Annotated in this window: 22 protein-coding genes, 1 tRNA gene and 1 pseudogene; 16 read left to right on the top strand and 8 right to left on the bottom strand. The window is 73.1% G+C overall.

Translation table 11 applies throughout. The annotated features are described in order from the left end of the window. The first annotated feature begins 26 nt into the window (after positions 1-26). Together pth and ACFEMC_RS14515 are read left to right on the top strand one after the other, a co-directional pair. A complete protein-coding gene (gene pth, locus ACFEMC_RS14520; protein ID WP_380170287.1) occupies positions 27-623 on the top strand; it encodes an aminoacyl-tRNA hydrolase in 597 nt (198 codons plus the stop codon). A 350-nt stretch (positions 624-973) separates the two neighbouring features. Next, positions 974-2,665: a glycosyltransferase family 2 protein gene (locus ACFEMC_RS14515; RefSeq protein ID WP_380170286.1), complete on the top strand. Its 1,692-nt coding sequence runs from the start codon at positions 974-976 to the stop codon at positions 2,663-2,665. On the opposite strand, the gene ACFEMC_RS14510 is transcribed toward ACFEMC_RS14515, so the two are convergent. The 4 genes from ACFEMC_RS14510 to ACFEMC_RS14495 all read right to left on the bottom strand — a co-directional run bounded on the left by ACFEMC_RS14510 (position 2,662) and on the right by ACFEMC_RS14495 (position 6,975). After that, positions 2,662-3,675 carry an IS481 family transposase gene (locus ACFEMC_RS14510; RefSeq protein WP_380170285.1) on the bottom strand — a complete coding sequence of 338 codons (1,014 nt, stop codon included), beginning with the start codon at positions 3,673-3,675 and terminating at the stop codon, positions 2,662-2,664. The genes ACFEMC_RS14515 and ACFEMC_RS14510 overlap by 4 nt on opposite strands. 116 nt (positions 3,676-3,791) lie before the next feature. Then, positions 3,792-4,571 carry a glycoside hydrolase family 16 protein gene (locus ACFEMC_RS14505; RefSeq protein ID WP_380170284.1) on the bottom strand — a complete coding sequence of 260 codons (780 nt, stop codon included), beginning with the start codon at positions 4,569-4,571 and terminating at the stop codon, positions 3,792-3,794. A 128-nt stretch (positions 4,572-4,699) separates the two neighbouring features. Beyond that, positions 4,700-5,044 carry a hypothetical protein gene (locus tag ACFEMC_RS14500; protein ID WP_380170283.1) on the bottom strand — a complete coding sequence of 115 codons (345 nt, stop codon included), beginning with the start codon at positions 5,042-5,044 and terminating at the stop codon, positions 4,700-4,702. Positions 5,045-5,199: 155 nt separating this feature from the next. Then, positions 5,200-6,975: a DUF4012 domain-containing protein gene (locus tag ACFEMC_RS14495; RefSeq protein WP_380170282.1), complete on the bottom strand. Its 1,776-nt coding sequence runs from the start codon at positions 6,973-6,975 to the stop codon at positions 5,200-5,202. Between the two features lie 113 nt (positions 6,976-7,088). Here ACFEMC_RS14495 and mfd point away from each other — a divergent pair, with 113 nt between their 5' ends. Beyond that, on the top strand, positions 7,089-10,676 hold the full coding sequence (mfd, locus tag ACFEMC_RS14490) for a transcription-repair coupling factor (RefSeq protein WP_380170281.1): 3,588 nt from the start codon (positions 7,089-7,091) through the stop codon (positions 10,674-10,676). 39 nt (positions 10,677-10,715) lie between these two features. Here the strand turns inward: mfd and ACFEMC_RS14485 are convergent. After that, positions 10,716-11,015 (bottom strand): annotated as a pseudogene (locus tag ACFEMC_RS14485) (Uma2 family endonuclease); the annotation flags it as partial. 287 nt (positions 11,016-11,302) lie between these two features. Between ACFEMC_RS14485 and ACFEMC_RS14480 the strand changes: the two are divergent. Together ACFEMC_RS14480 and ACFEMC_RS14475 are read left to right on the top strand one after the other, a co-directional pair. Next, on the top strand, positions 11,303-11,965 hold the full coding sequence (locus tag ACFEMC_RS14480; protein WP_380170280.1) for a MazG family protein: 663 nt from the start codon (positions 11,303-11,305) through the stop codon (positions 11,963-11,965). An 11-nt stretch (positions 11,966-11,976) separates the two neighbouring features. Then, positions 11,977-12,924 (top strand): ROK family protein, encoded by a 948-nt coding sequence (locus ACFEMC_RS14475; RefSeq protein ID WP_380170279.1) that lies wholly within the window; start codon positions 11,977-11,979, stop codon positions 12,922-12,924. A gap of 25 nt (positions 12,925-12,949) precedes the next feature. On the opposite strand, the gene ACFEMC_RS14470 is transcribed toward ACFEMC_RS14475, so the two are convergent. Further along, positions 12,950-13,219 carry a hypothetical protein gene (locus ACFEMC_RS14470; protein ID WP_380170278.1) on the bottom strand — a complete coding sequence of 90 codons (270 nt, stop codon included), beginning with the start codon at positions 13,217-13,219 and terminating at the stop codon, positions 12,950-12,952. Positions 13,220-13,377: 158 nt separating this feature from the next. Between ACFEMC_RS14470 and eno the strand changes: the two genes are divergently transcribed. From eno to ACFEMC_RS14450, 4 genes are all read left to right on the top strand, one after another. Further along, positions 13,378-14,673 (top strand): phosphopyruvate hydratase, encoded by a 1,296-nt coding sequence (gene eno, locus ACFEMC_RS14465; protein WP_380170277.1) that lies wholly within the window; start codon positions 13,378-13,380, stop codon positions 14,671-14,673. A 210-nt stretch (positions 14,674-14,883) separates the two neighbouring features. Next, the gene (locus ACFEMC_RS14460; protein WP_380170276.1) at positions 14,884-15,345 is read left to right on the top strand and encodes a septum formation initiator family protein; all 462 of its coding nucleotides are present in this window, start codon (positions 14,884-14,886) and stop codon (positions 15,343-15,345) included. A 28-nt stretch (positions 15,346-15,373) separates the two neighbouring features. Continuing rightward, positions 15,374-15,892 (top strand): DUF501 domain-containing protein, encoded by a 519-nt coding sequence (locus ACFEMC_RS14455; protein ID WP_380170275.1) that lies wholly within the window; start codon positions 15,374-15,376, stop codon positions 15,890-15,892. Then, positions 15,889-16,830 (top strand): exopolyphosphatase, encoded by a 942-nt coding sequence (locus tag ACFEMC_RS14450; protein WP_380170274.1) that lies wholly within the window; start codon positions 15,889-15,891, stop codon positions 16,828-16,830. The genes ACFEMC_RS14455 and ACFEMC_RS14450 overlap by 4 nt, the downstream gene beginning before the upstream one ends. On the opposite strand, the gene ACFEMC_RS14445 is transcribed toward ACFEMC_RS14450, so the two are convergent. Then, positions 16,831-17,202, bottom strand: a complete 372-nt coding sequence (locus tag ACFEMC_RS14445; protein WP_380170273.1) for an MmcQ/YjbR family DNA-binding protein — start codon at positions 17,200-17,202, stop codon at positions 16,831-16,833. It lies immediately after the preceding gene. A gap of 38 nt (positions 17,203-17,240) precedes the next feature. Between ACFEMC_RS14445 and ACFEMC_RS14440 the strand changes: the two genes are divergently transcribed. The 7 genes from ACFEMC_RS14440 (at position 17,241) to ACFEMC_RS14410 (ending at position 22,719) form a co-directional block, all read left to right on the top strand. Then, complete coding sequence (locus tag ACFEMC_RS14440; RefSeq protein ID WP_380170272.1) at positions 17,241-17,684, top strand: SRPBCC family protein; 444 nt, start codon at positions 17,241-17,243, stop codon at positions 17,682-17,684. A gap of 25 nt (positions 17,685-17,709) precedes the next feature. After that, entirely contained in the window at positions 17,710-18,573 is an 864-nt protein-coding gene (locus tag ACFEMC_RS14435) for a uracil-DNA glycosylase (RefSeq protein WP_380176799.1), read from the top strand. Positions 18,574-18,582: 9 nt separating this feature from the next. Then, positions 18,583-19,902: an NAD(P)/FAD-dependent oxidoreductase gene (locus ACFEMC_RS14430; RefSeq protein ID WP_380170271.1), complete on the top strand. Its 1,320-nt coding sequence runs from the start codon at positions 18,583-18,585 to the stop codon at positions 19,900-19,902. 63 nt (positions 19,903-19,965) lie between these two features. Further along, positions 19,966-20,049: transfer RNA gene (locus ACFEMC_RS14425), tRNA-Leu, on the top strand. Between the two features lie 92 nt (positions 20,050-20,141). After that, on the top strand, positions 20,142-20,975 hold the full coding sequence (locus ACFEMC_RS14420; RefSeq protein ID WP_380170270.1) for a Bax inhibitor-1/YccA family protein: 834 nt from the start codon (positions 20,142-20,144) through the stop codon (positions 20,973-20,975). An 11-nt stretch (positions 20,976-20,986) separates the two neighbouring features. Continuing rightward, positions 20,987-21,334 (top strand): hypothetical protein, encoded by a 348-nt coding sequence (locus ACFEMC_RS14415; RefSeq protein ID WP_380170269.1) that lies wholly within the window; start codon positions 20,987-20,989, stop codon positions 21,332-21,334. Between the two features lie 20 nt (positions 21,335-21,354). Further along, positions 21,355-22,719: a cystathionine beta-synthase gene (locus tag ACFEMC_RS14410; protein ID WP_380170268.1), complete on the top strand. Its 1,365-nt coding sequence runs from the start codon at positions 21,355-21,357 to the stop codon at positions 22,717-22,719. 25 nt (positions 22,720-22,744) lie between these two features. On the opposite strand, the gene ACFEMC_RS14405 is transcribed toward ACFEMC_RS14410, so the two are convergent. Continuing rightward, on the bottom strand, positions 22,745-23,773 hold the full coding sequence (locus ACFEMC_RS14405; protein WP_380170267.1) for a LacI family DNA-binding transcriptional regulator: 1,029 nt from the start codon (positions 23,771-23,773) through the stop codon (positions 22,745-22,747). Between the last annotated feature and the right edge of the window lie 114 nt (positions 23,774-23,887).

Raw genomic sequence — 23,887 nt, 5'->3', positions numbered from 1 at the left:
CCCACCCAGCAGGAGGACCGCACCCCGTGAGCGACGCCTGGCTCGTCGTCGGCCTGGGAAACCCCGGCGCCGAGTACGAGCGCACCCGGCACAACGTCGGCCAGATGGTGCTCGACGAGCTGGCGTCGCGCACGGGCGGGTCCTTCAAGCGGCACCGTTCCGGGGCCAGGGTCGCCGAGGTCCGCCTCGGCGTCCTGCCCGGCGGTGCCCCCGGGCCGCGGGTCGTCCTCGCGGCCCCCACGTCCTACATGAACGTCTCCGGCGGTCCCGTCGCCGGTCTCGCGAGCTACTTCGACGTCCCGGTCGAGCGGACCGTCGTCCTGCACGACGAGCTCGACATCGACTTCGGCGCCGTCCGCCTCAAGCGCGGCGGCGGCGAGGGCGGCCACAACGGCCTGCGCTCCGTCTCGAAGTCGCTGGGGGACAAGGACTACGCGCGCGTGCGGGTCGGCATCGGCCGCCCGCCGGGCCGGCAGGACCCCGCCGACTTCGTGCTCAAGGAGTTCTCCAGCACGGAGAAGAAGGACCTGCCGTTCCTGCTCATGGACGCCGCCGACGCCGTCGAGAAGCTCGTCCTCGAGGGGCTCGAAGCGGCGCAGCAGAAGTTCCACGCACCCGCCTGAGGGTTCCGTCCCTGCAGGTGGGGCGCGCACGACGAAGGGCCGCCGGGTGAACCCGGTGGCCCTTCGTCGTTCCGTGGTCCCGCTCGAGGCCGACCCTCGGTGACTCCCCGTGATCCGCGCTGCGCTGGACGGGTGAAGAAGACTGTCGCAGCGGGGTGAAGGGGTCACGGTTCCGTTTTCGGGCGGAACTCGGTGCTTGAATGTGTGACGACTGAGCAGCTCGGTCACCACCCGTCGACCACCATCGACCCGGGCGTGTGGGGTGAAGAAGCCCCCACTCGCCGGGTCTCTTCGTTGTGCCCGGAGGCTCCTGTGCTCCCCCCTGCCCTTCCCCGTCCTGGTCTGAGCACGTGACCGGTCGTCAGCGCGCCGCCTGGACCGTGTCCGTGGTCATCGGCGCCTGCACCCTGGCTGCCTTCGCCACGTTCTGGTTCGACTCCGACAGGTTCTCGCGCCTGCCGCGGCCGGGCGCCGCGTGGTTGCCCGTGGTGCTCTTCGTGCTGCTCAGCCTCGTCGTCTGGCACCGGATCGTCATGGACGCTCTGAACCACGTGCTCAGCCGGAGGCTGCCGGTGCTCGAGGCCCCGCGGGAACCCGAGGCGGGACACCGCGTCGCGTTCCTCACCACCTTCGTCCCGGGCAGCGAGCCGGTCGCCATGCTGCGCAACACCTTGCAGGCGATGGTCGCGGCGGACTACCCGCACGACACGTGGGTCCTGGACGAGGGTGACGACGACGACGTCCGACGGATTTGTTCCGAGCTGGGGGTCAAGCACTTCAGCCGCCGCGGCGTCGCGGACTGGAACCAGGCCGACGGACCGTTCGCCGCCCGGACGAAGGGTGGGAACCACAACGCCTGGTACGCCGCCCACGGGGACGACTACGACATCGTCGCGCAGGTCGACACCGACTTCGTCGTCCGTCCGGACTTCCTCACCAGGACGCTTCCCGAGTTCCACGACTCCGATGTCGCGTGGGTCGTGACGCCGCAGATCTACGGGAACACGGACTCGTTCGTTGCTCGCGCCGCAGGGGAACAGCAGTTCACGTTCTACGGGTCCGTGTTGCGCGGCCTCAGCGCCCGGCGCATGGCACTCATGCTCGGCGCCAACCACGTGGTGCGGGTCGCAGCTCTGCGCCGCGAGGGCTGGTACGAGGGACACCTGACGGAGGACATGGCGACGGGGATCAAACTGCACGCGGCCGGGTGGCGTTCCACGTACGTCGCCGAACCGCTCGCCGTGGGGGAAGGGCCCACCACGTGGCTGGCTTACGTCAACCAGCAGATGCGCTGGTCCTTCGGCTGCTTCGACATCCTGAGGAGGGTGACGTGGCGGCGTCTCCCGCACCTCGACTGGAGGGCGCGCCTGTACTACGTCTGGTTGCAGCAGAACTACTTCAGCGGGCTCACCTTCGTGGTCGGTGCAGCGCTCCTGGTCTTCTACTTCCTCACCGGAGTCGCCGCGGCTGCCATCGACCTCGTGCCCCTGCTCACCTGGTACGCGCCGTACCTGGTGTGGCGGAACGTCCACAACTGGGCGATGACGCGTTTCAACGTCCGGCCCGACGTGGAACGTGGAGTGATGCTGGCCGGTCGCGTGGTGGGTGTCTTCGTCCAGCCGGTGTACTTCCTCGCTCTCCTCGGCGTCCTCAGGGGAAAGCACTTGTCGTTCAAGGTGACTCCGAAGGGCGGCAAGGACCGTTCCTCGAACTCCCTCGCCGTGTTCCGCCCGCAGGTGGGCCTGGCGGTGGTGATGTCCGCGGCCGTGGCGGTCGGTGTCGCCCTCGGTCACACCGCTGGGGTCCTCCTCGCGTGGGCCGCGGTGATCGTCGTAGGCATGCTCCTCGTGCCAGCGCTCCACGTCCTCCCGGGGTTCGGCTCGGCCTTGGTGGGGCGCGTCCGCACTCTGCGGGAGGGGACCGTGGCGACACCGTCCGTCATCTCCTTGCCGCAGGACCCGCGGGCCGGCGTCCTGCCCTCCGGTCTGCCGGTGCCTCGCACAGCGGAGGCGCTGATGGAGCCGACACCCGACATGGTCTAGTTGTACTGAGCACGGAGGTTGGTAACGCGGCTGATCGGTGGCCGGCCTCCGAGGGCGGTGTGGTGCCGGTGATGGTTGTACAGGTGGAGGAACTTCGGCAAGGCCCGAACCCTCGCCGTCTCTGAGGCGTAGGGGCGGGCGTAAGCCCACTCGGTGATCAACGTCCGGTGGAACCTCTCGACCTTGCCGTTGGTCTGCGGCCGGTAGGGCCGGGTCCGCTTGTGCACGACGCCGGTCGCCACCAGCGCGGCGGCCACGTCCCGCGAGCGGTAGTTCGACCCGTTGTCGGTCAAGACCCGCTTGATGCGGACACCGCGGTCGGCGAACCAGGAGCAGGCCCGATGCCAGAACGCTGCGGTCGTGGGGCCCTGCTCATCACGCAGGATCTCGGTGTAGGCCAGGCGGGAGTGGTCATCCAGCACGGTGTGCAGGTAGGCGTACCCCAGTCGGCGGCGGCTGGCCAGGGCCTTCGCCGCCCGGCCCGCCTCACTGTCGCGGCCGTGGACACGCCACCCGCCCCCGTCGGGGATCCGGCCCAACTTCTTGACGTCCATGTGCACCAGTTCCCCCGGAGCAGAACGCTCGTAGCGTCGGACCTCACGACGGGCACGTTGCCGGTCGGCCAGGTCCACATCGCGCAGGCGGGGTACGCCTTCACGGCTCAGGATCTTGGCCACGGTCGAGACGGGGATGCCTGCGTGCGGTCCGATGCGGGCTGGTCCCCACCCGCGCCGGCGTAGGCGCAGGACCTTCTTGACCTGCCGTTTGCTGGTCCGGTGCGGGCTGCGCCGCGGAGTCGAGGGGGCGTCAGGCAGCCCGTCGCGGTCCAGGTCGGCTTCGCTGGCTCCTGCTCGGCGTAGCTGACGCAGGCGGGCGGCCCAGCGGCGGGCGGTGGTGTGGGAGGTCTGGAAGCGTTCGGCGGCGCGGCGTTCGTGCCAGCCCTCATCGACGATGAGGCGGGCCAGCTTCAGGCGTGCCTTCGGCACGAGGGCAGCGTTACGGTGAAGCACGAAGACCTCCGGGTGGTGGTGCGGTTCCTCGACAGCTCCACACCCCACTCGGAGGTCTTCTCCGTGTCACGGACCGGTAGTCACCGGCGTGTCACCAACGTGCGTGCTCAGTACATCTAGTCGTAGGCCCGGACCCAGTCGACCAGCATCGGGGCCTCGGGCGGAGTCGTCGCGTCCGGGGCCCCGGGCAGGTTCCCTCCCACGGCGACGTTCAGGAGGACGTACTGCGGCGCGTCGAACGGCCACACCTCATCGTCCGGCAGGTCCGAGCGGAACAGGACGCCCGTCTCACGGCCGTCGATCGAGAACTGCAGCCGTTCCGAGGACCACTCGACGCCGTAGACGTGGAAGTCCTCGGACAGGCTTTCCCCGCGGGGGCTGCGGAACGTCTGCAGCCATCGGGAGCCGTCGCGCCGCGCACCGTGCGCCGTCTGCAGAGCCTCGCGACCCGTGCCCACCGACTCGATGAGGTCGATCTCGCCCGAGGCCGGCCAGCCGACGTCCTGGATGTTCTGGCCCAGAGTCCACGCGGCGGGCCAGATGCCCTGACCGCTCGGCACCTTCGCCCGTACCTCGACACGTCCGTGCCGAGTGGTGCGCTTCCCGAACGTCGTGATGCGCGCCGAGGTCCACACCGACGGATCGAACGACGATCGACGAGCGGTGATGACGAGGTGGCCCCGGCCGTCGAGGGAGACGTTCTCCGGGGCATCGGTGTACGTCTGCAGTTCCTCGTTGCCCCAGCCTCCGCCCCCCAGTTCGGGGGTCCACGTCCGGGAGTCGGGAGCGGTCCCCGAGGCGCCGTCGAAGTCGTCTTGCCACGACAGCGTCCACCGGTCCGGGGAGGAGCGGGACGGTGGTGGGGAGGTGTTGTCGGCCGGGCCGCTGCACGCCACCGAGACCGCTCCGACCAGAAGAGCGGTCAGCCAGCGCCGGGCGGTCCGACGGGAACGCCCAGCGCGGGGAGACAACCACGAAGGGCCGTCGGGTTCCCCCAACGGCCCTTCGTCGTGCGTGCGGTGCGTCAGTGCGAGCGACCCGGCTTGCGGCGCCCGGCGACGAGCATCGCGGCGCCACCGAGGACCAGCACGGTGCCGGCCGCGGCCCAGGGCAGGACGTCGGCGCCGGTGTAGGCGAGCTCGTCGTTCGAGCCACCGACGGCGGCCGGGGTGGTGGTGCGGGACACCGACGCACCCGGCGTGGAACCACCGGTCGTCGGGCTGGCCGACGGGGTGACGACGTCGGAGACGGTCGGGGTCGGCGTGTTCGGGACGTAGCTGGTGCTCGCGAGGGCCGCACCGGAGGTGGCGCCGAGAGCGGCGACGGTCAGAGCCCCGGCAGCAGCCAGTCGGACGGTGGTCTTGCGCACGGTGGATTCCCCCCACTTCGAGTGCCCCAGCGAACCCTGTGATCGTGAGGCGGCCCCCAGGATGACGGAACGTCACCCCCGAGTCCAGCCGATCGGCCCTATCCGCAGGTCGTGGTGTGACGGGAGTGACGACATCGACACGTTCGGGTGAACACCTACGGAGTACAGCTGCCCGTCGTCACGGTGGGTGCCGTCGCCGTCGTGGGACCCTCCACGGTCCGGGGGAGGGCGCCGGCGGCCCCGGTGAAGCGCCAGTCGACCGTCGTGGACGTCCCCGGCCGCACGGACACCGTGACCCGCACGAGCCGCCAGCCCTCCTCGCTGTCGACGGCCGCGGCGACCGGTTGCCCGTCGACCGTCACCTGGTCCAGACCGACCCAGGGGGCGACCCACAGAGAGACCGTCTCGACGGCCGTGCGCCGGTCGGCGGCGCGCGGCGCGGCGGCGTTGGAGACGTAGGAGGGCACGGCGGCCGGCACCGAGTTCGCCAGGGACAGCGACAGCGAGCTCGTCGCCGTCCCGGCGCCCGAGCAGGGCGGGGAGACGGTGAACGTCGGGGCCACCCAGTAGTCCAGCTTCGAGGGCACCACCCCCGTCAGCCCGACGCGGGCCACCGCGTCGCGGGGCGGGCCGAGCACGCCCGCCACGCCCGCCGCCACGAGTGCCGACTGCTCCTCGGGCCGGCTGGACCACACGGCGAGGTGACCCGTGTCCACGGCCTCGCGGGCCCCGTCGAGCGCGGCCGTCGACAGCCCGTCGGACAGGACGGCCTCGAAGGCGGCGGCGGAGGTGACGGCCAGGAACGCCTTGCGGGCGTCCTGGTCGGTGCCGAAGCGCACGTACGCGTCGAACATCAGGGTCCGGGCCAGGTCGGCCGTCGCGACGTTCCCGAACGGCCCGAGCTGCAGCGGCGGGTGCTCGGTGCCGAGCAGCTGCCCCAGGCCCACCGGGTCGACGAACACGACGACGTCCGGCGTGGGCAGCCCGGCCACCGTGACGAGGGAGGACGTCAGGACGCCGGCCTCGTCGGCGCTGCCGCCGAGGGTGACGTTCTGCACGCGGGCCGCGTCCTGGCCGTAGAGGGCGAGGTAGTCCTGCCCCACCAGCCCGACGTCGGCGCGGGCGGCGTAGAGGTCGTTGTCCGTGCCGGTGCGGGTCAGCGAGATCCGGCCGCCCTCGACGGACAGGTAGGCGTAGGCCCCCACGATGCCCTGCACGGGACGGATCTCGGCCGGGTTGGTGAAGGCGACGAGGTACGTGCGCGGCCCCTGCGCACCGAGCAGCGCGGGCAGCTGCGGCAGCACCTGCGTCGCCGTCCCCAGGGGGCCCGACACCTGGTCCAGCTGCGCGGTCACCGGGTCCAGCCGGGAGCTGATGACGGACAGCACCTCCGGGCTCTCCCCGTCGTGCAGCGCGGTCCGGGCCTCCTCGATGCGCGCCTGGTAGTCCAGGACGATCGGGGTCAGCTGCTGGATTCCGGCGACGTTGACGGTGCGGTCGGCGGACACCAGCCCCTGGCCGAGGACCCCGTCGACGACGCCGAGGGCGTTCGGGAGCGGCTCGGTCAGCAGCGCCGCCGCGTGCGCGCCCCCGGCCACGGCCTTCAGCTGGGCTCCCGCCCACGGCAGGTGGGTGGCCCACCGGAAGGGCAGTTGGGACGTGGCGCGGTCGGCGGCCGCGGCCTCGTCGGCGACGCGGGTGGCCCGGTCCCGGGCGGCGGTCCAGTCCTCCGCCCGCACCTCGCCCTCCAGGCGGGGCGCCTCCGCGGCGACGCGCTGCAGGGCCCGGCCGGCCTGCACGCTCGCGACGGCCACCGCCGCCGCCCAGGCCAGCAGCAGCAGGAGCAGCACGCCCAGCACGATGCGCAGGACGGGCGGGCGCCGCCGGGCACGGGCGGGCTCGGTCAGGTGCTGCTCTGCGTTGCCGGACACGCCGCGACAGTAGCGACCGTGGGCCCCGTCCCCAGGGGCCTCGCCGTGACCGGGCTCGTGTCGGAGGGCGGTCGTAGGCTGGACGCACCGCCCGATCCGACCCCGGAGTGTTCGTGAGCCTCACCGGCCTGCTCGACGTCCTGCGCACCGAACCCGCCGTCCGCGCGGCCGTCCAGACCGCCCACGAGGGCGGCAGCAGCGCTCTGGACGTCGTCGCGCCGCTGGGTGTGCGCCCCGCGCTCGTGGCGGCCTTCGCCGCCGAGCGCCCCCTGCTCGTCGTCACCGCCACGGGGCGCGAGTCCGAGGACATGGCGACGTGGCTGCGCTGCTACCTCCCGCACGACCAGGTCGCGGAGTTCCCGGCCTGGGAGACGCTGCCGCACGAGCGGCTCTCCCCGCGCAGCGACACGGTCGCGCAGCGCCTGTCGGTGCTGCGGCGCCTGGCCCACCCCTCGCCCGACGACCCGACGGCGGGGGAGGTGCGGGTCGTCGTGGCGCCCGTGCGCGCCGTCCTGCAGCCGCTCGTGAAGGGCCTGGCCGACCTCGAGCCCGTCCGCCTGCGGCCGGGCGACGAGGTGGGTCTGGACGCGACCGTCGCGGCGCTCGCGGCCGCGGCGTACACGCGCGTGGACATGGTCGAGCGCCGTGGCGAGTTCGCCGTGCGCGGAGGCATCCTCGACGTCTTCCCGCCCACGCGCCCGCACCCGCTGCGGGTGGAGTTCTTCGGTGACGAGGTCGAGGAGGTCCGGTCCTTCTCGGTGGCCGACCAGCGGTCGCTGGAGAAGGAACCCGACGGCGTCTGGGCGCCGCCGTGCCGCGAGCTGCTGCTGACCGACGAGGTGCGCGAGCGCGCCCGCGCCCTGCAGGTGACGCTGCCCGGCGCGGCCGACGTCCTGGCCAAGCTCGCCGAGGGCATCGCCGTCGAGGGGATGGAGTCGCTCGCGCCCGCTCTCGTCGACGGGATGGAACCGCTGCTCGACGTCCTGCCCGCCGGCACCCACGTCGTCCTGGCCGACCCGGAGAAGGTCCGCGCCCGCGCCCACGACCTCGTCGCGACGGGGGCGGAGTTCCTCGACGCCGCGTGGATGAACGCCGCCTCCGGCGGCCAGACGCCCGTCGACCTGGGAGCCTCCTCGTTCTCGTCCCTGGCCGAGGTGCGCGCGCACGCCGAGGTGACCGGCCGGCCGTGGTGGTCCATCACCTCCCTGGTGGAGGACGAGGAGCTGCGCGACCTCGAGGACGTCCGCATCCTGCGCGTCGGGGCACGGGACGTGGCCGGGTACCGCGGCGAGACGGAGAAGGCCTTGCACGAGCTGCGCGACCTGGCCTCGGCCGGTTGGCGCATCGTCGTGACGACCGAAGGCCACGGGCCCGCGAAGCGCCTCGTGGAGATGCTCTCGGGCGAGGACGTGCCCGCCCGGCTCGTCGACGACCTCGTCGAGGAACCCGCGCCCGCGGTCGTCACCGTGACGACGGCCAGCGTCGAGCACGGGTTCGTCGCCGAGGCGCTCAAGGCCGCGCTCGTCACCGAGTCCGACATCACCGGTGTGGGTGGGCAGTCGACGAAGGACATGCGGCGCATGGCCCCGCGCCGTCGTCGCAACGCCGTCGACCCGCTCTCGCTGCGCCCCGGCGACTTCGTCGTGCACGAGCAGCACGGCATCGGCCGGTTCGTCGAGATGGTCCAGCGCACCATCCAGGGCGCGACGCGCGAGTACCTCGTGCTGGAGTACGCCGCCAGCAAGCGGGGGCAGCCGGGGGACCGGTTGTTCGTGCCGACCGACACGCTGGACCAGGTCACCCGGTACACGGGGGGCGAGGCGCCGACGCTGTCGAAGATGGGCGGCTCGGACTGGGCCAAGACCAAGAGCAAGGCGCGCAAGGCGGTCAAGGAGATCGCCGGCGACCTCATCCGCCTGTACTCCGCTCGGATGGCGACCAAGGGGTACCAGTTCGGTGGCGACACCCCCTGGCAGCGCGAGCTGGAGGACGCCTTCCCCTACGTCGAGACGCCGGACCAGCTGGCGAGCATCGACGAGGTCAAGGCCGACATGATGAAGCCGATCCCGATGGACCGGCTGATCTGCGGTGACGTCGGGTACGGCAAGACGGAGATCGCCCTGCGCGCCGCGTTCAAGGCCGTCCAGGACGGCAAGCAGGTCGCCGTCCTCGTGCCGACGACGCTGCTCGTGCAGCAGCACTTCAAGACGTTCGCCGAGCGGTACGCGCAGTTCCCGGTGTCGGTCAAACCGCTGTCGCGGTTCACCCCCGGCGGGGACGCGAAGGAGACGATGGCCGGGCTCGCCGACGGTTCCGTCGACGTCGTCATCGGCACCCACCGCCTCATCTCCGGGGAGGTGAAGTTCAAGGACCTCGGTCTGGTGATCGTCGACGAGGAGCAGCGGTTCGGCGTCGAGCACAAGGAGGCGCTGAAGACGTTGCGCACCAACGTCGACGTGCTCGCCATGAGCGCCACGCCGATCCCGCGCACGCTGGAGATGGCGGTCACCGGCATCCGCGAGATGTCCACGCTCGCGACGCCGCCGGAGGAGCGCCACCCCGTCCTGACCTACGTGGGCGGCCAGGAGGAGAAGCAGGTCACCGCCGCCATCCGGCGTGAACTCCTGCGCGAGGGCCAGGTGTTCTACGTCCACAACCGGGTGTCCTCCATCGAGCGCACGGCGGCCCGCCTCAAGGAACTCGTCCCCGAGGCGCGCATCGCGACGGCCCACGGGCAGATGGGCGAGCACCGCCTGGAGCAGGTCGTCGTCGACTTCTGGGAGAAGCGCTTCGACGTGCTCGTCTGCACGACGATCGTCGAGACGGGCCTGGACATCTCCAACGCCAACACCCTCATCGTCGAGCGCGCCGACACCATGGGCCTGTCGCAGCTGCACCAGTTGCGCGGCCGCGTCGGCCGTGGCCGCGAGCGGGCGTACGCGTACTTCCTGTTCCCGCCGGAGAAGCCCCTCACCGAGACCGCGCACGACCGGCTCGCGACCATCGCCCAGCACACCGACCTCGGGTCGGGCATGGCCGTCGCGATGAAGGACCTGGAGATCCGCGGCGCCGGGAACATGCTCGGCGGGGAGCAGTCGGGTCACATCGCCGGCGTCGGGTTCGACCTCTACATGCGGATGGTGGCCGACGCCGTCGCCGACGTGCGCAACAAGGTCCCCGGCGCCGCGAACGAGGACGCCGAACCCGAACCGACCGAGGTCAAGATCGAGCTGCCGGTCGACGCGCACCTGCCGCACGACTACGTGCCGTCCGAGCGGCTGCGCCTGGAGGCCTACCGGCGGCTCGCCGCCGCCGACTCCGCGCAGGACCTCGTCGAGCTGCACGCCGAGCTCGTCGACCGCTACGGCACCCCGCCGCAGCCCGTCCTGAACCTGCTGGAGGTCGCGAAGTTCCGCATCGCCGCCCGCCAGGGTGGGTTGCGCGAGGTCGCGCTCATGGGCAAGCAGGTGCGGTTCGCGCCGGTCAGCCTGGCGGAGTCGCGGGAACTGCGTCTCAAGCGGCTCTACCCGGGCACGATCCTCAAACCCGCCCTCGATGTGGCCCTCGTGCCGGCTCCGATGACGGCGCGCATCGGTGGGAAGCCGTTGCGCGACGCCGAGATGCTGTCGTGGGCGACGGAGTTCGTGAACGCCGTGCTGCTGGAGCAGCCCGCCTCCGTCGCGGCGGCCGGGGCGCGGTAGGCGCCAGGGCAGGAGGGTTCCGAGATCGACGACGAGACCCGCGGGACTCACGTCGAGCGGGACGGCGTGGTCGCCGTCCCGCAGGACCCGGTCGGCACGGAAGACGCCGCTGTCGTCCAGCACGTGGACCGACAGCGTGCGCTCGCGAGGGTCGGCGATCCAGTAGCGGGGCAGGCCGGAGGCGGCGTACTCGGTCATCGTGAGCATGAGATCGTCGCGGCGGTTGGTGGAGAGCACCTCCACCACCAGTGCCGGGGTGCCGGTGAACCGCCGGTCGTCCGTCTCGTCCGCGCGGGCCCAGACGAGGACGTCGGGGATGAACTCGTCCCTCCCCGGTTTCCAGCCCCACGCCCCCGTCGCGTCGTGCGTGGGGGGAGGACCTCGCGCAGCCCAGTCACCAGTGCGACGGAGATCCTCTGGTGCCGCAGGCCGGGGGCGGGGGTCACGACAGCCATCCCGTCGACGTACTCACGGTGGGGGTCCTCCGGCAGCGCCTCGTACTCGTCCCAGGTCATGGGCTCGCCCGCGGGCGGTGGTGCGGTCACCGACATCGCACTCGCCTCCTCCTGCGTCCTGGGCCGATGGTGGAGCGCAGGCTCGCGACGGGGCACTCGTACCGTGGGGGCATGACCCCCGCGGCGCCCGGCAGCACGCTCCTCGACCTCGTCGCCGTCATGGACCGGCTCCGCTCGCCCGGCGGCTGCCCGTGGGACGCGCAGCAGACGCACGTCTCGCTCCTGCCGTACCTGGTCGAGGAGAGCTACGAGGTCGTCGACGCCGTGGAGAACGGCACGCGCGAGGAGCTGCGGGACGAGCTCGGGGACCTGCTGCTGCAGGTCGTCTTCCACGCCCGCGTCGCCCAGGAGGACACCGAGCAGCCCTTCGACATCGACGACGTCGCCGCGGCGCTCGTCGCCAAGCTGGAGCGGCGCCACCCGCACGTCTTCGCCGGCGAGGCCGTCGCCGAGGACCTGCAGGCCGGGTGGGACGCCATCAAGGCGACCGAGAAGCGCCGCAACAGCGTCCTGGACGGCATCCCGCTGCAGCTGCCGGCGCTGGCCCGCGCCGACAAGGTTCTCGGGCGGTTGCAGCGCAACGGGTTGGACGCGTCCGCCGACCCCGAGGAGGGACTGACCGAGGAGCGCGTCGGCGCCGAGCTGCTCGCCCTCGTGCGCCGCGCCCGCGCTGCGGGGGTGGACCCCGAGGCGGCGCTGCGCGGCGCCACGCGGGCGCTGGAGGTCGACGCGCGCTGGGCCGAGGCCGCCTCGGGACCCGTCTCGGATCGGTAGGGTCCCGGCTCGTGACCCACGTGCTGGCCATCGACATCGGTGGCACCAAGATCGCTGCAGGACTCGTCGCCGACGACGGCACCGTGCGCCACGACCGCGAGGTGCCCACCGACGCGCACGACGCCGCCGCGGTCGGCGCCGCGCTGTCCGGCCTGGTCACCGACGTCCTCACCGACGCGCGCGACGCCGGCCTCGAGGTGGCCGAGGTCGTCGGCATCGGCTCGGCCGGTCCCGTCGACACGACCACGGGGACGGTGCACCCCGTCAACATCGTCTCGCTGCGCGGCTTCCCGCTCGTCGACCACGTCGCCGCAGCGGCCACGCAGGCGCTCGGCCGACCGGTGCGGGCGGCGCTCGCGCAGGACGGGCAGTGCTTCGCCGCGGCCGAGCAGTGGATCGGCGCCGCGGCCGGGTCCCCCTCGATGATGGGTGTCGTCGTGTCCACGGGCATCGGCGGTGGCATCGTCCTCGACGGACGCATCCTCGCCGGCAAGACCGGCAACGCCGGGTTCATCAGCCACGTCGGCGTCGTCCTCGACGGCGAGCTCCTCCCCGGGTCGGGCGCGTTCGGCGTCGTCGAGGCCTACGCCAGCGGCCCCGCCATGGTCCGCGCCGCGCACGCCCAGGGCTGGCGCGTGGGGGAGCAGGCCGACGCCAAGGCCCTCACCGCCGACGCGCGCGCCGGCGACGCCATCGCCACGGCGGTCATCGCGGCCGGCACGCGCGCCCTGGCCTCGGCGTTCCTGTCGACGGCCGCGCTCTTCGACCTCACCGACATCGTCGTGGGCGGCGGCGTCGCCTCCGCCGGTGACGTGCTCATGGACCCCCTGCGCCGCGCCTACGCCGAGTTCGCCGTCTACCCGCACCTGGCCGACGTGCGCATCACGCCGTCGGCCCTGCCGCGCGGTTCGGGCCTGGTCGGCGCCGGTCGGCTCGGCTGGACGGCGCTCGCGGGCTGACCGGCGGGGCCACGAGCCTTCGGCGTCAGCGACGCAGCGGCTCCACGTGGCGGCCGTCGAGGCGCAGCGCGGACCGGGTCGAGAAGCCGGCGTAGGCGAGGTCGACCTCGACCTGCACCTCGTGGCCGCCGATCGGGAAACGGATCTCCTTGTCGGAGAACCAGATGCGGTCCTCCTCCAGGACCTCTCCGTCCAGCCGGACGACGATCTTGCCCGTCATCGCGCTGACGTCGACGTCCACGTCGTGCTCGACCCCGTCGACCTCGATGCGCCACGCGTTGTCGGCCTCGCTCATGAGCAGCACCCTCCGCCTCGCCGTCCGGTCGTCCGGACTCCTCCTCAGGGGACGCCCAGCCTCGGGCGGTGGTTCCCGCGGGGGAGGAGGCGACTAGGCTCGGGCCGCACCACCAGCACGAACCCCCGAGACGACATCGAGAAGCACGAGGAGTGCGCGTGGCCACCATCGAGGCCGTCGGAGCTCGCGAGATCCTTGACTCGCGCGGCAACCCCACCGTCGAGGTCGAGGTCCTGCTCGACGACGGGACCTTCTCGCGGGCGGCCGTGCCGTCCGGCGCCTCCACCGGCGCCTACGAGGCCAACGAGCGTCGTGACGGCGACAAGGGCCGCTACCTGGGCAAGGGCGTGGAGCAGGCCGTCGAGGCCGTCATCGAGGAGGTCGGGCCGGCCCTCGTCGGCCACGACGCCCACGAGCAGCGCCTCATCGACCAGGTCATGCTCGACCTGGACGGCACCCCGAACAAGAACCGCCTCGGCGCCAACGCCATCCTCGGCGTCTCGCTGGCCGTCGCGAAGGCGGCCGCCTCGGCCGCCGACCTGCCGCTGTTCCGCTACCTCGGTGGCCCGAACGCGCACGTCCTGCCCGTGCCGATGATGAACATCGTCAACGGCGGCGCCCACGCCGACACCGGCGTGGCCATCCAGGAGTTCATGATCGCCCCCGTCGGCGCGGCCTCCTTCCGCGAGGCGCTGCGCTGGGGCGCGGAGACCTACCACGCGCTGAAGTCGGTGCTGAAGTCCCGGGGCCTGGCCACCGGTCTGGGCGACGAGGGTGGTTTCGCCCCCGACCTGCCGAGCAACAAGGACGCCCTCGACCTCATCCTCGAGGCCATCGGCAAGGCCGGCTTCCAGCCCGGTTCGGACATCGCGCTGGCGCTCGACGTCGCCGCGACGGAGTTCTTCGGCGAGGGTGGCTACGACTTCGAGGGCTCCAAGCGCTCGGCGGAGTGGATGACCGGCTACTACGAGGGCCTGGTCGCCGAGTACCCGTTGGTCTCCATCGAGGACCCGCTGTCCGAGGACGACTGGGACGGCTGGGTGCACATCACCAACGCCCTGGGCGGCAAGCTGCAGCTCGTCGGCGACGACCTGTTCGTCACCAACCCCGAGCGCCTGCAGAAGGGCATCGACCTCGGCGCCGGCAACTCGATGCTGGTCAAGGTCAACCAGATCGGCTCGCTCACCGAGACCCTCGACGCCGTGGACCTGGCCCACCGCAGCGGCTTCACCACGATGATGAGCCACCGCTCGGGCGAGACCGAGGACACGACGATCGCCGACCTGGCCGTCGCTGTGGGTTCGGGCCAGATCAAGACCGGCGCCCCGGCCCGCTCCGAGCGCGTCGCGAAGTACAACCAGCTCCTGCGCATCGAGGAGGAGCTGGACGACGCGGCCCGCTACGCCGGCGCCAAGGCGTTCCCGCGCTCGGCCGGTTTCACCGGGCGCGCCTGACCGCTCGATCGACGCCTCCGGGAGAAGCTGGACCCCATGGCGACGCGACGTCCGACTGCGCCCCGCAGCCCCTCCCGCTCGGCGGGGGCTGCGGGGCGCAACGGCGCACCCCGGCAGAGCGCGCGCCCGGCAGCGGGACGTGGCCCCGGCAGCACGGCCCGCAGCGGGTCGCGTCCGGCGCCGGCGACCCGTGGTCGCAGCGCCGCCACGATGAGTCCGGCCGAACGCCGGCGCACCCGTGGACCGCGCGTCCTCGTGCTGTCGGCCGTGGTCCTGCTCCTCGCGATCTTCCTCGTGCCCAGCCTGCAGAAGTGGCTGGAGCAGCGCTCGGAGATCGGCCGGCTCAACGCCCAGATCGCCCAGCAGCAGGACGACCTCGCGGCCGCCAAGGCCGAGCAGGCCCGCTGGAACGACGACGCGTACGTGGTCATCCAGGCCCGTGAGCGGTTGCGGTACGTCATGCCCGGCGAGGTGCCCTACGTCGTCGACGGCAGCAGCGAGGCCGACGACGTCTCCCCGCAGCAGGCCGCCACGACGGTCCCCAAGCCGTCGGCCGCCTGGTACGAGAACGTCTGGGAGTCGCTGCGCCTGGCGGGCAACCCCGGTGACGCGCCGCCGCCGGTCACCCCGGGGCTCGGCTCGTCCGGCACCAGCTCCAGCAGCGCCCCCTAGACCCCAGAACACCCCGAGAAGGCAGGCCGTGAGCTCGACCCCCGCCACCCAGGCCGACCTGGACAGCATCGCCGGCCGGCTGGGCCGGGTCCCGCGCGGTGTCGTCGGCATCGCCCACCGCTGCCTGTGCGGTCGACCGGACGTCGTCGAGACCGCCCCCCGGCTGCCGGACGGCACGCCGTTCCCGACGACGTACTACCTCGTCGACCCGATCGCCGCCGGGGCCATCAGCACGCTCGAGGCGTCGGGCCTCATGCGCGAGATGACCGACCGGATCGCCGCCGATCCCGAGCTCGCCGCCGCCTACCAACGCGCCCACGAGGACCTGCTGCGCCGCCGCGCCGCGCTGGGCGACGCCGACGTCCCCGAGATCGCGGGCATCTCCTGCGGGGGGATGCCCACGCGCGTGAAGTGCCTGCACGCGCTCGTCGGCCACGCCCTCGCGGCGGGCTCCGGGGTCAACCCCATCGGCGACGAGACGCTGGAGCGGCTCGCCGCCGACGGCGGCTGGCCCGCCACCTGCCCGCACACCCCGGCCGACGCGTGAGCGCCGTCCGTCGCGTCGCGGCCGTCGACTGCGGGACGAACTCCCTGCGCCTGCTCGTCGCCGACGTCGACCCGGTCACGGGGGCCGCCCACGAGCTGGAACGGACGATGGAGGTCGTCCGCCTCGGCCAGGGAGTCGACCGCACGGGGGCGTTCGCGCCCGAGGCGCTCGAGCGCACCTTCGCCGCCCTCGACCGCGCGGCCGAGCTCGTGGCCCGCCACGCTCCCGAGGCCGTCCGGTTCGTCGCGACCTCGGCGTCGCGGGACGTGTCCAACCGCGACGAGTTCGCGGCGGGCGTCCGTGCCCGGCTCGGCGTGGACCCCGACGTCGTGACGGGGGAGGAGGAGGCGGCGCTGAGCTTCGCCGGCGCCACGGCCGACCTCGCGCCCGAGGAGTCCCCGTACCTCGTCGTCGACCTCGGGGGCGGTTCCACCGAGCTCGTCCTGGGCGAGGAGGTCGTGCGCGCCGCCCGGTCCCTCGACATGGGGTCGGTCCGGATGACCGAGCGCCACCTGCACGGCGACCCGCCCACGCCAGACGAGGTCGCCGCGGCCCGCGCCGACGTGCGGGCCGTCCTCGCCGGCAGCGACGTCCCGGTCGAGCGGACGCGCACGCTCGTCGGCGTCGCCGGCTCCGTCACGACGCTCACCGCCGCCGCGGTGGACCTCGCCGAGTACACGCCCGGCTGCCTGCACGGCGTCCGCCTGCCGCTGGAGCAGGTGCTCGCGGCGTGCGAGCGCCTCCTGCACGCCACGCGCGCCGAACGCGCCGCGATGCCCTTCGTGCACCCCGGCCGCGTCGACGTCATCGGCGCCGGGGCCCTCGTCTGGGCGAGCGTGCTCGAGCACGTCGCCGAGCGGGCGGGCGTCACCGAGGTCGTCACGAGCGAGCACGACATCCTCGACGGCATCGCCGTCGCCCTCGCCCGCACCCTCTGATCATCGCGCGGGGAGCAGGGCCCGCAGGTGGTCGGGGAGCGCGAGCTGGAGGCGCTTGCCCGCCGTCCGGCGCCACGCCTCCAGGACGACCGAGCGCAGCTCGACCGGGTCTGCCCGGGACAGCCGCACCTCGACCCACCCGAACCGCCCCACGTGGGAGGCGATCCCGTACGTCGCGCCGTCGCCCGCGATGAGCTCGGCCTGGTCGGCCTTCGACGCCTTCACGGACGCGGTCCCGCCCTCGCCGTCCTCCTCGCGCACGATGACGAAGATCTTCGCCCCGACCCGGAAGGTCGCCGCGCCCCACGTCTCCTCCTCGTGCGTCCCGGGGAGCTCGAGCGCCCAGGCGCGCAGCGTGCCGCTCGTCACCATGCCGTTGAGCCAACCGCAGTTCTGGCAGGGTGGGAAGCATGAGCACCGTGACCGCCACGACCACTCGACGCATCGACGCGCCCGCCGCGCGCGTCCTCGCCGCACTGGCCGACTACCGCGGCACGCGGCCCCGCCTCCTGCCCGAGCAGTTCACCGACTACGAGGTGGTCGAGGGCGGCCAGGGGCCGGGGACGCAGGTGCGGTGGAAGCTGCACGCCACGAAGAAGCGCGTCCGCGACGTGCACGCGACGGTCAGCGCGACCGACCGGCACGCCCTGGTGGAGAGCGACGCGAACTCCACGCTCGTGACGACGTGGCGCGTCGAGGACGACGGACCCGACGCCGCCGAGGTCGTCGTGACGAGCGAGTGGAACGGCGCGACCGGCATCGGCGGCTTCTTCGAGCGCACCTTCGCCCCCCGCGGCCTGGACCGTATCTACGGCGAGCTCCTCGACAACCTCGCGGACGCCGTGGCCCGCTGACGGCCCGCTGACCCCACCCGTGACGATCCCCGCCGAGCACCCCGGGACGGGGGAGCCGTACGCCTCTCCCGTCCCGCCGGGGACCGGGTGGCCGGGGGACCCGTCGTCCCCGCGGACGCCGGTGGCCCGGTCGGCGGTCGACGTGCGCGAGCTCGCGCTGACCGACCTCGCGGAGCTGTCCGCGCGGACCTGCGTCTGCCGCGCCTGCCCGCGGCTCGTCACGTGGCGCGAGGACGTGGCGCGCACGAAGCGGCGCGCGTTCCGGTTCGAGCCCTACTGGGGTCGCCCCGTGCCGAGCCTGGGGGTCGCGGCCCCCCGCGTCCTCGTCTGGGGCCTCGCTCCCGCAGCGCACGGCGGGAACCGCACGGGCCGCGTCTTCACCGGTGACCGGTCCGGCGACTGGATCGTCCGGGCCCTGTTCCGGGCCGGCCTGGCGAACCAGTCGACGTCGGTGCACGCGGCCGACGGTCTGGAACTGCTCGACACCCGCATCGTCGCCCCGGTCCGCTGCGCGCCACCGGACAACCAGCCCACCCCCACCGAACGCGACACCTGCGCCGGCTGGCTGGACGCCGAGCTCGCGCTCGTCGCGGCCGACCTGCGCGTCGTCCTGGCCCTCGGGGCGTTCGCCTGGGCCAGCGCCCTCTCCGCGGCCCGCCGAGCCGGGTGGGACGTCCCGCGGCCGCAGCCTCGGTTCGGCCACGGCGCCGAGGCCGAGCTCGGCGGGCCGCACGGACCCGTCCGGCTGCTCGGCAGCTACCACGTCAGCCAGCAGAACACCTCCACGGGCCGGCTCACCGAGGCCATGCTCGACGCCGTCGTCGCCCGCGCGGCGGCGGTCGGCCGCGGGCAGGACGGCCCGCACGGCCCGCTCGGTGCCGGCTCGTAGGCTCTGGCCGTGCTCCGGTCCGCCCCCACCCGCGTCCTCGTGGTGGGCGGCGGCCACGTCGGGCTCACCACGACGCTGCGGCTCCTGCGCCGCGCGCGGTCCGGCGAGCTGCGCGTGACGGTCGTCGACCCGCGCGGCTACATGACCTACCACCCGTTCCTGCCCGAGGCGGCGGCCGGTTCCATCGACGCCCGCAACGTCGTCGTCTCCTTGCGGCGCAGCCTGTCCGGCGTGGGGGACGGAGCCGAGGTCGTGACCGGGGACGTCGTCCGGCTCGACCACGCGCAGCGGCGGGCGGTCGTCCGCACCGTCGACGGCGCCGAACGCGACCTCGACTACGACGTCGTGGTGCTGGCCCCTGGTTCGGTGGCGCGGACGGCCCCGGTGCCCGGCCTGGCCGAGCACGCCGTCGGCTTCAAGAGCGTCGAGGAGGCCGTGCACCTGCGCAACCACGTCCTCAGCCGGCTCGACCTCGCCGAGGCGTCGACCGACCCGGCCGTGCGGGAGCGGGCGCTCACGTTCGTCTTCGTCGGCGGCGGGTACGCGGGGGTCGAGGCCATCGGCGAGCTGGAGGACATGGCGCGCTACGCGCTGCGCCTGCACCCCGGTCTGACGACGTCCGACCTGCGCTTCGTGCTCGTCGAGGCCACGGGCCGCATCCTGCCCGAGGTCGGGGAGGGGCTCGGGCGCTACGCCCTGGGCGTGCTGGCCGACCGGGGGATCGAGGTGGCGCTGGGCACCACGATGACGTCCTGCACGGACGGCTGCGTCGTGCTGTCCGACGGGCGGGCCTTGGAGGCCGGCACCGTCGTGTGGACGGCGGGGGTCAAGGCCCACCCCGTGCTGGAGGCGACCGACCTGCCCCTCGACGAGGACCACCGGCTGCGGGTGGGGGCCGACCTGCGCGTCGAGGGGGTCGTGGGCGCCTGGGGCGCGGGCGACAGCGCCGCCGTGCCGGACCTCACCCGGCCCGGCGCGACGTGCGCCCCGAACGCCCAGCACGCCGTGCGGCAGGCGCGCCGACTGGCGGACAACGTCCTCGCGGTGCTGCGCGGCGGACGGCCCCGCGAGTACCGGCACGCCGACGTGGGGTCCGTGGCCTCCCTCGGTCTGCACCAGGGCGTCGCCGAGCTGCGGGGAGTCCGCGTGCGGGGGTACCCGGCCTGGCTGGTGCACCGGCTCTACCACCTGTCCAAGGTGCCGACGCCGAGCCGCAAGGCCGGGGTGCTGCTCGGCTGGGTGCAGGCCGCGCTCTTCCACCGCGAGGCCGTGGCGATGACGGCGCTGTCGCACCCCTTCGCGGAGTTCGAGCGCGCGGCCCGGTCCTGACGACCCCGACCCGGCGGCACGACCGCTGCTGGCAGGATGAGCCCGACGCGGTGGTGGGCGTGAGCCCGGGTGGCGTAACTGGTAGGCGCACGGGGCTTAAACCCCCGGGCCGTTCGCGGCGTGCGGGTTCGATCCCCGTCCCGGGTACTCCATCGTGATGATCCTGTGACCGGACTCCGGAACCGTTCCAGGGTGCGGGGCGTTGGCACGGTCAACAGCACCCGCTCCGGAGGGGAGCCATGGAGAGCAAGAACCCGGTCTTCGCGCGCAGCAACGAGTGGAAGCGGAACGGTTACGCCACGTTCGACGCGCCCAGCTCGGCGCAGCGTCGCCCCGTCGACGCGCCCGACGCCTCCGCGCGCACGCTCGAGGACTGGTACCAGAAGCCGTCCGCCACCGCGGCGCAGTCGCGCCGCATGACCCTCGACGACGTCGTCCTGCGGACGGCGTCGCTCTTCGCCGTCCTGCTCGTCGGTGCCGGCGTCGGGTACCTCGGTGTCCGCAGCGGCATGGGCTTCGAGCTCGTCATCGTGCCGGCCCTCGTCGCCATGGTCCTCGGGATCTGGGCGCAGGTGTCCAAGAAGGTCCGTCCCGGCGTCATGTTCGCCTACGCGGCCCTCGAGGGCGTGTTCGTCGGCGCCATCTCGACGTTCTACGCCTCGCTGTACAACGGGATCGTCCAGCAGGCCGTCCTCGGCACGCTGGCCGCGTTCGCCGGGATGCTCATCGCCTACAAGACGGGCGTCATCCGGAACAGCCCGAAGTTCACCAAGATCCTGCTCATCGCGGGTGTCGGGTACCTGGTGTTCGGCCTCGCGAACCTCGCGTTCGCGCTCTTCGGGGGCACGAGCATCTACTCCGGCGGCGGGCCGCTCGCCGTCCTGGTCAGCGCGTTCGGCGTCGTCCTGGCCTCGCTGTTCCTCGTCCTCGACTTCGACTACATCGAGCAGGGCATCAAGAACGGGCTGCCGGTCAGGGAGTCCTGGCGCGCGGGCTTCGGCCTCATGGTGACGCTGGTCTGGCTGTACCTGGAGATCCTGCGCCTCATCGCCATCCTGCGGGGCAACGACTGACGCGCAGCAGCGTGAGCACCACCGACGAGCTCGGTGCGCCGGAGTCCCGGCGCACCGAGCTCTCGCGTCTCCTGGCCCTGCAGACCGACCGCATCCGGGGACTGCCCCTCACGCGCCTGGACCGCCCGCGGCCGGGGGAGAGCACGTCGGCCGCCGACGTCGTCCGCGCCGCCGCGCAGGACCTGGCCGACCTCGCGGCTGACGCCGAGGGACAGCCACGGCGCACGGTGCCGCGGCTCGCGACGCACGGCCTCGGCGACCAGCTCGCGGTCCTCGGAGCGGACGTCCTCCGCTGCGGGGACGCCACCACGCTGGACGCGGCCCACGACGTGCTCGTCCGTGTGCGGAGGGCCCTGTAGCTCCTGGGATGATGGCGTCCATGCGCTACGCCGAGACCGTCGTCGACCTCGTGGGCGGAACCCCGCTGGTCAAGCTCAACAAGGTGACCGAGGGCCTGGCCTGCACCGTCCTCGCGAAGGTCGAGTACCTCAACCCGGGCGGCTCCGTGAAGGACCGCATCGCCACCCGCATGATCGAGGCCGCCGAGGCCGAGGGGTCCCTCGAGCCGGGCGGGACGATCGTCGAGCCGACGAGCGGCAACACCGGTGTCGGCCTCGCCCTCGTCGCCCAGCAGCGCGGGTACAAGTGCGTCTTCGTCTGCCCCGACAAGGTCAGCGTCGACAAGCGCAACGTCCTCAAGGCGTACGGCGCCGAGGTCGTCGTCTGCCCGACGGCCGTGCCGCCGGAGGACCCGCAGTCCTACTACTCGGTCTCCGACCGCCTCGTCCGCGAGATCGAGGGCGCCTGGAAGCCGGACCAGTACAGCAACGTGCACGGCCCGCGCAGCCACTACGAGACGACCGGTCCGGAGATCTGGGCCGACACCGAGGGCAAGGTCACGCACTTCGTCACGGGGGTGGGCACCGGCGGGACCATCACCGGCACCGGGCGCTACCTCAAGGAGCAGGGGCCGGTCCGCGTCGTCGGCGCGGACCCGGAGGGCTCGGTCTACTCCGGCGGCACCGGCCGTCCGTACCTCGTCGAGGGTGTGGGGGAGGACTTCTGGCCCACGGCCTACGACCCCTCCGTCCCCGACGAGATCATCGCCGTCTCCGACGCGGACTCCTTCCAGATGACCCGCCGTCTCGCCCGCGAGGAGGGCCTGCTCGTCGGCGGCTCCTGCGGCATGGCGGTCGTGGCGGCCCTGCGCGCGGCCAAGGACCTCGGCCCGGACGACGTCGTCGTCGTGCTGCTGCCGGACTCCGGCCGCGGCTACCTCGGCAAGATCTTCAACGACGACTGGATGGCCTCCTACGGCTTCCTCGACTCCGAGGAGGGCGGCACCGTCGCCGACGTGCTGCGGCAGAAGTCGGCCGGGCTGCCGGCCCTCGTGCACACGCACCCGACCGAGACGGTCCACGACGTCATCGAGATCATGCGCGAGTACGGCGTCTCGCAGCTGCCCGTCGTCGGTGCCGAGCCGCCCGTCATGGCGGGGGAGATCGCCGGCTCGGTCAACGAGCGCGCCGTCCTGGACGCGCTGTTCACGGGCAAGGCGAAGATGTCGGACGCGGTCAGCGCCCACATGGGTCCGCCGCTGCCGCTCGTCGGGGCGGGTCAGTCCGTCGCCGACGCGCGCGAGGTCTTCTCCACCGCGGACGCGGCCGTCGTGGTCGAGGACGGCAAGCCCGTCGGCGTCATCACCCGGCACGACCTGCTGGCCTACCTGGCGCTCTCGCACTGACACGTGGGCTGCGGCCCCCGCCGGCTCAGCCGTGCGGGGGACGCAGCCGCGGGCGCTTCACGGGGGCCGGCCCGATCGACTCGCGCGGCAGGAACGTGTGCACCGACCGCGGGTCCGGCGCGGGGGGCTCCTCCCCGCGGATCAGCGCCACCAGCCGCTGGACCGCCTCGCGGCCCTGGCGCTCGACGTCGTTGGCCACCGTCGACAGGGTGGGTGTGCTGAACCGCCCGCAGTCGTGGTCGTCCCAGCCGAAGACGCTGAGGTCGCGGGGCACGCGCCACCCGCGCTCGACCGCGGCGCGCATCGCCCCGAGGCCGGAGTGGTCGTTGCCGGCGACGACGGCCGTGACCGGCGTGTCCCGCGGCAGACCCATCACGGCGTCGTGCCCGGACCGCCCCTTCCAGTCACCCGCGACGACGGTGGCGGACAGACCCAGCTCGGCCGTGGTCTCGAGGAAGACCTGCTGGCGGTTGCGGGCCGAGGCGTACTCGGCCGGGCCGCTGACGTGCAGGAAGTGCCGGTGCCCGAGGTCGGCGAGCGCCCGGACGATCTGCCCGCAGACGGCGCCGTCGGCCAGGGCCCCGCGGGTGCGCATCTCGTCGTCGTAGTGGGTCACCGCCACCACGGCCGTGGTGCCCGTGGCCTGCGGGGTGTGCGGTCCGGACCCCAGGGTGAGGACCCCCTCGAACTCACCGGAGTCGGCGACGTCCTGCCAGTGGTCGGCGCCGGCGCCGGGAGCACCGGCCGCGCCCTCGCGGCCGATGAGGTCGACGGCGTAGCCGGCGTCGTGGGCGCCGGACACCACGGCCGAGATCAACCGCAGCGGCAGCCCCGTCGTGGACGGCACGAGCAGGGCCAGGCGCCCCGTGCGTCGCGTGCGCATCGAGCGGGCGATGAGGTTCGGCCGGTAGTTCAGCTGACCGATGGCGGCCTCGACCCGCTCGGACGTGTCCGGCCGCAGACCGCCGTTGCCGCGCAGGTACCGGGAGACCGTCTGGTGCGAGACCCCGGCCAGCGCCGCGACCTCGTAGATCGTCGGCTTCTTCGCCGGCATGCCGGTCTGCGTGCTTTGTCGTACCACGGCCCACCTCTCGGGAAACCGCTTCCCGAATGTCGTTGACACCCCGAGTGATCGATAACTAGAGTACCCGCAGTCAACGAAGATTAT

It is taken from the genome of Kineococcus sp. DHX-1, from assembly GCF_042473625.1.
Classification (GTDB): Bacteria; Actinomycetota; Actinomycetes; order Actinomycetales; family Kineococcaceae; genus Kineococcus.
The sequence above is the reverse complement of the archived record's forward strand: the minus strand, read 5'-3'. Positions and strand labels throughout refer to the sequence as shown.

What these genes read in the sequence shown, in the direction of transcription:
- ACFEMC_RS14470 (WP_380170278.1), bottom strand. Translation starts at nt 13,219, where the DNA reads ATGAGCGAGGCCGACAACGCGTGGCGCATCGAGGTCGACGGGGTCGAG.
- ACFEMC_RS14405 (WP_380170267.1), bottom strand. Translation starts at nt 23,773, where the DNA reads ATGCCGGCGAAGAAGCCGACGATCTACGAGGTCGCGGCGCTGGCCGGG.
- ACFEMC_RS14460 (WP_380170276.1), top strand. Translation starts at nt 14,884, where the DNA reads ATGAGTCCGGCCGAACGCCGGCGCACCCGTGGACCGCGCGTCCTCGTG.
- ACFEMC_RS14410 (WP_380170268.1), top strand. Translation starts at nt 21,355, where the DNA reads ATGCGCTACGCCGAGACCGTCGTCGACCTCGTGGGCGGAACCCCGCTG.
- ACFEMC_RS14445 (WP_380170273.1), bottom strand. Translation starts at nt 17,202, where the DNA reads ATGGTGACGAGCGGCACGCTGCGCGCCTGGGCGCTCGAGCTCCCCGGG.
- ACFEMC_RS14440 (WP_380170272.1), top strand. Translation starts at nt 17,241, where the DNA reads ATGAGCACCGTGACCGCCACGACCACTCGACGCATCGACGCGCCCGCC.
- ACFEMC_RS14480 (WP_380170280.1), top strand. Translation starts at nt 11,303, where the DNA reads ATGACCCCCGCGGCGCCCGGCAGCACGCTCCTCGACCTCGTCGCCGTC.
- ACFEMC_RS14420 (WP_380170270.1), top strand. Translation starts at nt 20,142, where the DNA reads ATGGAGAGCAAGAACCCGGTCTTCGCGCGCAGCAACGAGTGGAAGCGG.